We start from the raw sequence: 11,508 nt of genomic DNA on the forward strand, positions 1-11,508 counted from the left end.
AAATGAAATTTAAAGTCGGTGATAAAGTTAAGTTTTTAAATGAAAAGGGTGGTGGAATTGTAAGTAAAATTATCAGCAATACTTTAGTTCATGTAGCCGTGAGTGATGGTTTTGAAATACCGGTGATGGTAAATGAACTAATATTAATAAATAGCAATACCGCCGCACAAAAATATTTCGACAACGAGCCTGATTTACCCCCGGCAAATATTTCAGACACTTCATCACAAAACTTTAACACGCCCGAACCTGCAAGGAAACCTTATGATATTCCCGCTGGAATTTATATTTGCATTGTTCCGCTCGACCAACGCCTGCTGATTGCCGGTGATGCCGAAATATGGCTTATCAACAACACCGGTTTTGATATGATATATGCATTATTTCTGAAAGACATAAACGGGTACCTGGGAAATGATTACGGGAGCATTCCTGCATTCAGCAAAACCAACATTCAACTGGCCGACAGGGAACAAACGGAATATTACACCAATGGAGTATTACAGCTGTTGTTTTTCAGCGATTTTATCGAAAATATTGCAGCTCCGGTAAACAAAGAATATAAATTTAAAGCTGTAAAATTGCTAAAAGAAGACAACTATATCGAAAATTCCGTTTTTAACAAAAAAGCTTTTATATATAAAATTTACGAGCTACCCGCAACTGACTCCAAAGATGTTGAAAAGCCCGCTTCCATTACTGATGTCCAGCTTAAAAGGGATTCACTGATACACAAACATAAAATAGAAGACGGCTTTGCAGAAGTGGACTTGCACATAGAAACCTTGTGCGAAGAACATGTATCCCTTTCTAAACACGAAAAGATGCAGGTACAACTTGATTATTTTACACGCTGCTTAGAGAATGCAATATCTGAAAATTATGAACGGGTAATTTTCATTCATGGAGTGGGTGCAGGAGTATTAAAACTGGAAATCACAAAAATTCTCGAACAGTATTCTTTCCTGGAATATTTTGATGCCAGCATTGCCAGATATGGCATTGGGGCTACAGAAGTTTTGATTTATAAGAAAAATAAGTGAATTATTATTTTTAACATAATAGGAAAAACCAGAGAAATTTTTAATAGTAAAACTGAATATTTTTATGCGGTTTTTATTATTTGTTTTTTTTATCGGCGTTAGCTATTGTTTTGCACAATCAGTAAAGGACACTAACCATATAAATTATATTGAAACCCATGAGCAATTTATTCCCTGTTTGCAATCAACACATCCGCTTGGGGTTTTTATTTCAAGGGTTCAACATAATTTCCAAAAGGAAGCGGCAAAAAAAATATCCTTTAGCTTTAATGTATCCAGCGGAAATGTATGGTTACCCTATGTGAAAGCCTACAAACCGGTTAATGAATCTGACAAAGATGTGTTAAGCTCTTATGTCTGGCATGAGCGAGAAACTTATTTTGATGAACTAAATACTCCTGCGCGTACCATTGAATTTATTGCCGACGGTGTTATCAGGCTTTACCAGCTTGAACTTAATATTCCTTTATCTGCAAATCAGGAACTCAAAATCAACTCACGAGCCATTTCGCTTGACCCCGGCAAACCGCCCTTTTCACTCCTGACCAGCGATCAGTTTATTGAATGGTTTCACAGCAATATCGCCGGCGGCGAAGACCCCTTTGGCCGAAAAGTACATGGACTAAACAGAACAGATTTTTTTTATAAAGATGAAAACGGAAAAACACTGAAAATTAAAAACGGTGATCTTGTTCTTACAGGCATTGATATATCATATTATTACTATCCTCGTTTTAATGTATTACAAAAAAAAGGTTTTTACACAAATTTCGGAATTCAACTTGGCGCAAACTTAAGCCCAGCAAATCCTTCCATGGATATAGGAATCAATTCTTCTCTGATGAAACAATTCAAACTTCGAAAAAAAAATGATATTCATATTGGGTTAAGTGCGGGGGCACTTCTACAGAAAGTTCTTAAAACAGGCGAAGGAGTTCTTTTAAGCAACAACAATTTTATATTTACAGCTGAATTATTTCTGAGCTATCGCAAACAAATCGGCACTAAGAGCAGCATATCCATTACCACCACATACTTTTTGCAAAGCCCTTATAACAAGAGAAAAGACTTTGAATACATAGTTTTGACCGGCGACAGAATACGCCCGCACTGGCATTATGCCCTATCACATCTTTACAGGATGCTTACCTGTCATAACTTTATCATTTCTTATTCACGGGGAGCATACTCTATAGCTGTTTATCTTAGGGAAGACCTGTATGTGGATAATGCACCGGATTCACAAACCGGGATAGCATTTCATATTGCTTTTTGATTTTACCAGATTATTTTCAGAAATACAGATAATGAAATTTAAACTGTCCTTTGGTATTATATTCAAGGGTTGGAAAAGGTACCTTTAAAACATTGACTGCAAGCAATAATGCACGTACCCATTTTTTATTTGTTTTCACTTGAGCAAAGTCCACATCAAAAGAGAGATAAAACTGCCGGTAACGCTCAAAATGCGGCAATGCTTCCCCTTTTTCGTTGAAATCAGGGTTGTGAAAACCACCCAGCATCCCTTCTGCTCCATAGCCTACTGAAATACACAACCATTTTGGAATTTTCGGCTGATTGGGAAACATAAGCCCGGAACTTACCGAAAGCCATTGAGTCTGCCCGTTATAATCTTTCAATATCCTTTCAATGACATTTCCACCAAGAACATCCGGCCTGTATTTTGCAAAATCAGTATGGTGGTAAGACATTTTAAGCTTCAGGCTACGATCACCTAAAAAGATTTCCTGTGAAACAAAAATGGCTGTACCGAGGAGGTTTGCCGTCATATCAGCCACTGAAAACCCCCAGTGCTCTGAACAGCCGTCAAGAATTTCTATGGTAGTCATATAAGCAAAACTAAGAGCACCCCCATACAATGCAGCCTTTCTTTTTTCAATTCCTGACCAACGAAAAGGATAATAACAGAAAGAGGATAAAAAACCGGCAGCTTTCATATGTGCCAATTTGTCCATCTGCATCCACTCACGGCTGTCATTAAAAAAATGAAAAGACGATCTTGGGTAATTTTTGTACCACAAATCATTCAAACCATATATTGATGCCGCATAAAGCGCTCCATCAATAGAAAGAACAGTAGCCAAACGCTTTTTGTTTAATTCATCCGGGTACCTGAAGAATGAATTTTCACCTTTACCCTGATGCAAACTTTCAAAACGATGGTTCATGTTGTCCAGAGTAATTGTTGTATGAGCAAAACCGGCATTCATATTTTGTTCCAAAGCAGGGGCCTGCGACAAAACATTATCCTTCATTAAAAAAAGTAATTGAATTACAATCAATATAAAATATTTGTTTTGCAAAGTCAGATGCTATAAGGTTTTAGTATGGCATTTGTTTTCTCAATTATACTTTTGAGCAATTCCTTATTATCGGCTTCAGCAATAAATCTCAGATAAGGCTCTGTGTTGGATGGACGCACATTAAACCACCAGTGTCTGAAATCAGCACGGTATCCGTCAAAGTCATAAAATGTCAGTGGTTTTTCATTTTCTGTAAAATGCTTCAGCAGAGCATCCATAGCATCTTTTTTCTGTTTAATTGTATAATTCAATTCTCCGGAGCTATGGTAAGCAGAAATATTTCTAATCAGTTGAGAAAAAGTCACTCCATTATCTTTCATATGCGAAAGCACATCCAATACTATCATACATGCGAGTATGCCGGAATCTGAATAAAAAAAATCCCGGAAATAATAATGCCCTGCATACTCTCCGCCAAAAAGTCCATTTATCTCTTTCAGCTTCGGGGCAGCATAAGCACGACCGACGCGCCACATAGCAATGCTATATCCCAGTTTGGAAATATATTCTCCGACAGCTTTTGAACTGCGTATATCCTGCAGCACCACACCTTTTTCTCTTTTAGCAAAATAATGTGCTATTACAGCAATAATAAGGTCGGGAGAAATAAACTGCCCTTTCTCATCCACAAACATTACCCTGTCGGCATCGCCATCAAATATTACACCCAGGTCATTTTTAAGGGCTATCACATCTTTTTTTAGTGAAACAACGTTTTCTGGTTCTAGTGGATTGGCTTCATGGTTTGGAAAAGTGCCGTCAGGTACAAAAAAGAGATAGTGAGGCTTCTCACCAAGAAGTTCTTTAATAAATAAGGAAGCCATGCCGTTTGAACAATCTATGCTTATATTAAGGTTGTTGATATCCGGCACAAATGGTTTCAAAAAATCAATATACTCTTTATGCTTGCTGAAAGAAATAATTTTCCCTTTGTGGTGCTGCCTTGAGGATAAATCTTGCTGAACATACCTTTCCAATTCTTTCAATCCTGTATCATAGCCAACAGGAAGTGCATTTTCTTTGGAAATCTTCAGGCCATTGTATTCTTTAGCATTGTGAGAGGCTGTAATCTGCACGGAAGCCTGAAAACTATATTTTGCTGTTGCCCAATAAACATAGGGCGTTGTAGCCAATCCAAGGTCATATACATCGGCACCGGCATCTGTAATACCTGCGGCCAGAGTTTCAAAAATCTCCGGAGAAGAAGTTCTCACATCACGTCCAACAAGTATCCTTGAAGTTTTTAGTAATGCCGGAAGATAAAAACCAATTTTGTAAACATCATCCTTATTGAAATCTGTATTGTATATACCCCTGATGTCGTATGCCTTGAAAGCGTCCATTCATTTCATCTTAGTTAGGGTCTTTGAGAAAAGACCTTATGTTTTCAAAATATTTGTTTTTGTCTTTAGTAAATGTTTCAGAAACATTAGCTCCTTTGACGATGAATGTTGTGGTGCGGTTTTTCTGAACTTTGCCCAGGTTTTTAACTTCAGTAACCGAATAAACCGGTTCCAGCTCCCCTGCAATAAGAAGTACGTTGTAAATGGATGTTCCGAAAGACTCAAGGGCATAATAAGGTTCGAGCATGTATTTGTTATAACCTAATGGCAACAGCACGTCAATATTCGCAAAATCTTTCAGGTTCTTTTTGATACCTTCCAGTGTAGAATATGGCGAATCCGCAATAATCTGCCAGATATCCTTGCGGTTACACCCTACACCAATGGAAAGCCCGGCTCCCATTTCTTTACCCCACAGGTTCACTCTTTTCATCTTTGAATGATATTTTCTTACGTAATCAATAGCTGCATTCAGGTCTTTTTCAAATTGAGCATAGATATAGAAATTATTGTTAATTGTAAAATCTTCGCTCTCACCATAGCCACGGTAATCATATGTTAGCACGTAATAACCCAATGTTACAAAATTGCTTGCTATTTCAATCAAATCCGCCATATTGCCATCACCGCTGCCACTTAAAATAACCATCTTAAATGATTGTTGCTGAGGTTTGTACAACCATCCTTTCAGTGTGAGGTTGTCAGAAGTGAGTATGGAAACCTCTTCGTAATCCAAACCGAAATCGCCAGGCTTTGCCGTATATGTACGTGAAGGCTTCAAGGCATAAGCAGATGAAAAAACCAATAAAACTAAAACTGCAAAAAGAAACTTTTTCATAATATATCATTTTTGGGTTTGTAAAATTATGCATTTTAAAAATATGTGGATTGCCGTATGTTTCATTTTTCAAACACATTTATTAACGAAACTCTCCTTTTACCAAAAAAGTGCCAAAGTCAAAAAAAAACAGGGTTTTGTCTTCACAACTGAACCAAACTTAATTGCGCTGAAGTTTTATTATTTTTTTATCTTCATCCTGTTGAGTGCTGCATGATATTTTTGTGCATTCTGAGAATGCTGTGCTCCTGTTTTGGCAAAATTGTGATACCCCGACAAATCTTCCTTCGCACAAAAATACAGATAGTCATGTTTTTCGTAATCCAGTACTTTGTCAATTACGTATGGTTCCGGTAAACAGATTGGCCCGGGGGGAAGGCCGGCATATTTGTATGTATTATATGGTGAATCGTATAATGTCTGTGATGTAAGGACTCTTCTGATATTAAAATCGCCAATTGCAAAAATAACAGTTGGGTCCGCTTGCAAGAACATTCCTTTGTTAATTCTGTTCATGTAAACACCCGCAACCCTTGACATTTCATCTTTTTTTCGCGTTTCCTGATAAACTATGGAAGCCAGAATAACAACTTCATCAGGAGTCAGCCCCATGTGAACCGCTTTTTCCCTGCGGGTTTCATTCCAGAATTTCTGGTATTCGTCATACATTCTTTTTATGAATTTATCGGCCTGTGTATTCCAAAAAAAGTCATAAGTATTTGGTATAAAAATGCACATAACATTTTCTGCCGTCAGGTTGTATTGAGCAAGTGCAGAATCATTATTCATAATTTCCATTAATGAGGAAGAATCCGCTTCCAGCAATTTGCCAACTCTGCCAGCTAATTTTTGCTTTATCCGGATATTATTGATGGTAAGATTTATAGGCTCCTGCCTTCCAGAACGTAACAAATTAATCAATTCATTGTTGTTCATATTGTTTTTCAAGAGGTAGCGCCCCGGTTTCACTTCAAGAGTGTAGTTTTTTTTTCCACAAAGCCATTCAAAAGAATCCATGTCAATAACAACGGAATCCTTGTTTAATAAAGACTTCACATCATTAAAATCTGAACCAGTGGGTATATACAAATACATGGTTTCCTTGTCTCCAAGGTTCACATTACTGATAAAAATTAATTTATAATATTTATAACCTATAATTGCTGCCCCCGAAAATAAGAGCAAAATCAATACAATAAGCCCCCGAAAAAAATTCCTTCGAACACTATTTTTCTTTCGGGATTTTTTTTCGGTTTTTACAGTTATGTGTTTTTTTTTCTTCTTAACAGGCATAATCACTCGTTAATGAATTGCAACATAAAAACATTTTTCCATATTTGGTTGTGACGCAACCAATGTTTTTTCAACCCGATATCCTTATATCCCATCTTTCGAAACAAGGCAAGACTTGTGAGATTATCTTCGGATATGTTGCAATAGAGCTGATGTAATCCTAAAGTGTTGAAAACATAATCATGCATCATTTCGAGAGTTGCTTTTGCGTATCCAAGTTTTTGTTTTTCAGGAATTATTATGATACCAATTCCTGCCCTTAAGTTCACGGCATCTGCATCAAAAAGTTCCACTGTGCCTATTCTCTGTGACTTTTCGGTGTCGTTAGTGGTGATAATCATTCTCAGTTGTTTCATGACAAAAAAATCCTGTTCACAACTCAGAATATATTGCTCAATGGCATAACGTGACAAAGGTGTGGTATTTTCGCTTAATGTCCAATTCGCGGTGTCATTTTCAAGCTGATACAGAAAATCGATATCCTCGGGTTCGGGTGCCCTAAGGCAAATGCGTTTATCATACATAATAAATCAAATTTCTATTTGTCCTGAAAAAACATGAGTGACAGGTCCTTCAAGCCAAATATCCTTATACGTATTTTCATTTTTTGTAAAACTAACTTTAAGATTCCCCCCTTTAGTTTGAATATTGTAGGTTGTTCCAATCATAAAGCAAGAGGCTGCAATTGCTGCAGCAGTAACTCCCGTGCCACACGAAAGTGTTTCTTCTTCCACTCCACGCTCATAAGTCCTAACATACAAATCGTTATCTCTTATCTCAACAAAATCCACATTGGTGCCCGCAGGAGCAAATAAGCTGCTATAACGAATTTCCCTGCCTTCTTTTTCAAGGTTAATTTCATCCGCATTACGAACAAAAGCAACATAATGCGGAGAGCCCGTATCCAGAAAATAATAATCAGGGCTTTGCCGTACTTCTGTAACATCATTCATTCTGAGCCTTACCATTGCTGTGTTTTTTTCCACAAGAATAACTTCTGCATGATGAATTCCGTCAACAGCTTTAAAAATTATTTTTTTATTAATATCAAAATGCTGATATGCGTAAGCAGAAATACAACGTCCACCGTTACCACACATGCTCCCCTCATGTCCATCAGAGTTAAAATACCGCATTGAAAAATCATATTCTTGGGAGTTTCCCAAAAGCAAAAGCCCATCAGCACCAATTCCAAAACGCCTGTCGCATAATAATTTTACGACATCTGTTGCCGGGTCAAATTTTTTGTCTTTGTTGTTAATAAGGATAAAATCGTTGCCCGTGCCATGAAACTTCTCAAAAACAACCGTCATAAAGTACTGAGTGTTTTTATTATGGATTCGTTCCTGACCTGATTAAATGGTTTGAAATTATCAGTATAGTCAATGGAGTAATAGTCTTTGTTATACTTGATAAATAATTGGTTATTATGTCCGAGCAGCGACAAATTGTTTACTTCGAGCAGACCAAAAACCACCAGTTTATTATCATCCATTTTATATCCCTTGTAATTTAAAGGAGACCTCCAGAATTCAACACGTAACATATCCGGTGACTTCCTTTTTGTTTTGTAATTTTCTGTCAGTATTGAATCCAATTCATACTGTTCATTGTCGGAAGGGACTTCACCGATTATATTAACCATTCTTGAGGTTATCATTTCGTCTTTTGTCACAACGATATTTTCGTGAGAAACCGGTCTGTCATCAAGAGTATCTTTAGTAATTTCGTTATTATATAATTCAATGAGCTCTTCCACACTTAACTTAGATGTATCGGATTTCAGGCTGTCAATAAATGTGTCAGGGATTTTGAATTTGGCTTTTTGATATTCATATTTCTTCTTTATAAATTCTTTCTCCTGTTGTTTATCATCATTGTAATCATTTTTGACAATAATATTCTTACTAAACAAATCACTGAAAAAATTATGCTTATCCAATTGCCACCAGATGACACCGCCTGCAACAAAAAAACCCAGGATAAGTCCAAGTAAAAGATATATTATTTTATTATCCTTGTAATTCATTCGTGTGGAAAATGACAAATTTTACACAAAGATAATACAAATAAAAAGATTTTGGTTGAACAAATTTTTTACTGAAATTTATACTATATGTGCTCTGAAGGCGTTTTTTTAATGCTAAATATTTAAAAATTAGGTATAGAATTTGATAGAAAAAAATTTCAAAATAAAAAGCAATGAAAAGAATAGTAACAACCATCGGAATTGCTCTGGCAACGAGCCTCATAACTATTTTGGCTTTCAGGTATGCCGACAATAAAAACCAAAATATACAGACCTATTTTAAAAATCAGTTGCCTGCTTATCCGGCATCATTCAGTCATGCGTCTTTCTCAACAAACCCTGATTTCACGGCAGCTGCAGAAAAAACAATACACGCCGTGGTTCATATACAGACTCAGTATTACTATAAAAATTCATATTATGACCAGTTTTTCGGTTATGACCCGTTTTTTAACTTTTTCAACCAGCGGCGTTATAACAACACACCCATTGAAACTATGGGTTCAGGTGTTTTAATTTCTGAAAACGGGTACATCGTTACCAATAATCATGTTGTAAATGAAGCTACTAAAATAATGGTCACATTAAATGATAAAAGAACTTATGAAGCAAAAATTATTGGCACTGATGCCGGGACTGATCTGGCTTTAATTAAAATTGAAGAAAATAATCTGCCCTATATCACCTATGGAAACTCCGATGAAGTTAAAATCGGGGAATGGGTTCTTGCTGTAGGCAACCCCTTTAACCTGACCTCTACCGTAACAGCAGGAATTGTCAGTGCCAAGGCAAGAGATATTAATATCTGGGGAGACAAAACTACTGTTGAATCTTTTATACAAACAGATGCAGCCATTAATCCGGGGAACAGCGGCGGGGCACTGGTAAATACCACTGGCGAACTTATAGGTATCAATGCAGCCATTGCCAGCAATACAGGTTCGTTCACAGGGTACTCTTTCGCTATACCTTCAAATATCGTTCGCAAAATCATTGCAGACATTATGGAATTCGGTCAAGTGCAACGGGCATTTATGGGACTCAGTTTTACTGACCTCGACAATAAGCTGGCAGAAGCAAAAAAACTTAAGGATTTAAACGGTCTTTATGTGCAATCCATTTACGAAGGCGGCTCCGCAGAAATTGCAGGCATTAAACAGGGCGATGTGATTGTTAAAGTCAACGGGAATAACATCCACAGTTCATCCGAAATGAAAGAAATTTTAATCCGCCAAAGGCCGGGAGACAAAATTGATGTTACCGTGCTTCGGGAAAATGAAGAAAAAAATTTCACTCTAACACTTCAAAACAGGGAGGGAGGCACTGCCATCCTCAATAAAAGTGCTGAAAGCCAAAATGTTTTCGGGGCAACGCTTACTGAGATTGATGAAAACACTAAAACCCGCCTTGGAATAAATAACGGAGTTAAAATAAGCAAATTAGAACGCGGAAAATTATCTAATGCAGGAATTAAGGAAGGGTTTATTATTACGCGCATTGATAATAAAACAATGAAAACGGTGAACGATGTAACCAATATTCTCTCAAGCAAACAAGGAGCCGTGTTAATTGAAGGCATTTATTCAAATGGGATGCAGGCATATTTTGCCTTTGCACTGTAACAATAAATGTTTCAATTCGTAAACAGTCATTTATAAGACATTATAAAAAGATTTGGTGGTTACAGAAAAAAGTTGTACCTTTGTACCCGTTTCCCATCAAAATTAAATTACTGAAAATCAATTATTTACAAGAAAGGTTTCTGTTAAATGAGGCAATTAAAGATAACAAAATCAATCACAAACAGGGAAACGGCTTCCCTTGACAAATATTTGCAGGAAATTGGCCGTGAAGAACTTATCACAGCCGATGAAGAAGTGAAGCTGACTCAGCAGATAAAGGCAGGAAATCAGGAAGCACTTGAAAAGTTGACTAAAGCCAATCTGCGTTTCGTTGTTTCTGTTGCGAAACAATATCAAAATCAGGGCTTGAGCCTTCCCGACCTTATTAATGAAGGTAATCTTGGACTGATAAAAGCCGCCAAACGTTTTGATGAAACCAGAGGCTTTAAATTTATCTCTTATGCCGTTTGGTGGATACGCCAATCCATTTTGCAGGCGCTTGCAGAACAATCCAGAATTGTCCGCTTGCCTCTGAATCAGGTTGGATCCTTAAATCGTATTTCCAAAGAATTATCACGCCTCGAACAAAAATTTGAACGTCCTCCCCTTCCCGATGAACTTGCTGAATCTTTAGATATTCCTCAGGAGAAAATAAATGCGGTAATGAAAATCTCCACCAGGCATGTTTCCATGGATGCTCCCTTAGCTCAGGACGAAGAAACCAAGTTCATAGATGTTTATATGAACGAAGACGGCCCAACTACAGATAATAACCTTATGTACGAATCTTTATCAAGAGAGATACAGCGTTCTTTATCCACACTTACGGATAAAGAAAGGGATGTCATTAACCTGTATTTTGGCCTTGGCATGAACCACGGGCTTACTCTTGAAGAAATTGCCGTAAAATTTGACCTGACACGTGAACGCGTTAGGCAGATTAAAGAAAAAGCCATCAGAAGATTGAAGCACACCTCACGAAGTAAATTGTTAAAAGCGTATTTAGGACAGTAAAA

Annotated in this window: 11 protein-coding genes; 4 read left to right on the forward strand and 7 right to left on the reverse strand. The window is 37.1% G+C overall.

What is annotated here, in order from left to right; translation table 11 throughout:
- Nucleotides 1-2 precede the first annotated feature (2 nt).
- Nucleotides 3-1,043 carry a DUF2027 domain-containing protein gene (locus M0R16_03615; protein MCK9611970.1) on the forward strand — a complete coding sequence of 347 codons (1,041 nt, stop codon included), beginning with the start codon at nt 3-5 and terminating at the stop codon, nt 1,041-1,043.
- A 64-nt stretch (nt 1,044-1,107) separates the two neighbouring features.
- Nucleotides 1,108-2,319: a hypothetical protein gene (locus M0R16_03620; GenBank protein ID MCK9611971.1), complete on the forward strand. Its 1,212-nt coding sequence runs from the start codon at nt 1,108-1,110 to the stop codon at nt 2,317-2,319.
- Nucleotides 2,320-2,335: 16 nt separating this feature from the next.
- On the opposite strand, the gene M0R16_03625 is transcribed toward M0R16_03620, so the two are convergent.
- The 7 genes from M0R16_03625 to M0R16_03655 form a co-directional block, all read right to left on the reverse strand.
- Nucleotides 2,336-3,319 (reverse strand): YfiM family protein, encoded by a 984-nt coding sequence (locus tag M0R16_03625; GenBank protein MCK9611972.1) that lies wholly within the window; start codon nt 3,317-3,319, stop codon nt 2,336-2,338.
- A 50-nt stretch (nt 3,320-3,369) separates the two neighbouring features.
- Nucleotides 3,370-4,710: a phosphomannomutase/phosphoglucomutase gene (locus tag M0R16_03630; GenBank protein ID MCK9611973.1), complete on the reverse strand. Its 1,341-nt coding sequence runs from the start codon at nt 4,708-4,710 to the stop codon at nt 3,370-3,372.
- Between the two features lie 10 nt (nt 4,711-4,720).
- On the reverse strand, nt 4,721-5,548 hold the full coding sequence (locus M0R16_03635; protein MCK9611974.1) for a lysophospholipase: 828 nt from the start codon (nt 5,546-5,548) through the stop codon (nt 4,721-4,723).
- A gap of 180 nt (nt 5,549-5,728) precedes the next feature.
- Nucleotides 5,729-6,841 (reverse strand): endolytic transglycosylase MltG, encoded by a 1,113-nt coding sequence (mltG, locus tag M0R16_03640; GenBank protein ID MCK9611975.1) that lies wholly within the window; start codon nt 6,839-6,841, stop codon nt 5,729-5,731.
- A 2-nt stretch (nt 6,842-6,843) separates the two neighbouring features.
- The gene (locus tag M0R16_03645; protein ID MCK9611976.1) at nt 6,844-7,365 is read right to left on the reverse strand and encodes a GNAT family N-acetyltransferase; all 522 of its coding nucleotides are present in this window, start codon (nt 7,363-7,365) and stop codon (nt 6,844-6,846) included.
- Nucleotides 7,366-7,371: 6 nt separating this feature from the next.
- The gene (dapF, locus tag M0R16_03650; GenBank protein MCK9611977.1) at nt 7,372-8,154 is read right to left on the reverse strand and encodes a diaminopimelate epimerase; all 783 of its coding nucleotides are present in this window, start codon (nt 8,152-8,154) and stop codon (nt 7,372-7,374) included.
- Nucleotides 8,151-8,888 carry a hypothetical protein gene (locus M0R16_03655; GenBank protein ID MCK9611978.1) on the reverse strand — a complete coding sequence of 246 codons (738 nt, stop codon included), beginning with the start codon at nt 8,886-8,888 and terminating at the stop codon, nt 8,151-8,153. Before M0R16_03655 ends, dapF begins: the two co-directional genes overlap by 4 nt.
- Before the next feature lie 155 nt (nt 8,889-9,043).
- Between M0R16_03655 and M0R16_03660 the strand changes: the two genes are divergently transcribed.
- Nucleotides 9,044-10,492 (forward strand): Do family serine endopeptidase, encoded by a 1,449-nt coding sequence (locus M0R16_03660; protein MCK9611979.1) that lies wholly within the window; start codon nt 9,044-9,046, stop codon nt 10,490-10,492.
- A 147-nt stretch (nt 10,493-10,639) separates the two neighbouring features.
- Nucleotides 10,640-11,506 (forward strand): RNA polymerase sigma factor RpoD/SigA, encoded by an 867-nt coding sequence (locus tag M0R16_03665; GenBank protein ID MCK9611980.1) that lies wholly within the window; start codon nt 10,640-10,642, stop codon nt 11,504-11,506.
- Nucleotides 11,507-11,508: the final 2 nt, after the last annotated feature.

Source organism: Bacteroidales bacterium (assembly GCA_023228145.1).
GTDB lineage: Bacteria > Bacteroidota > Bacteroidia > Bacteroidales > CAIWKO01 > CAIWKO01.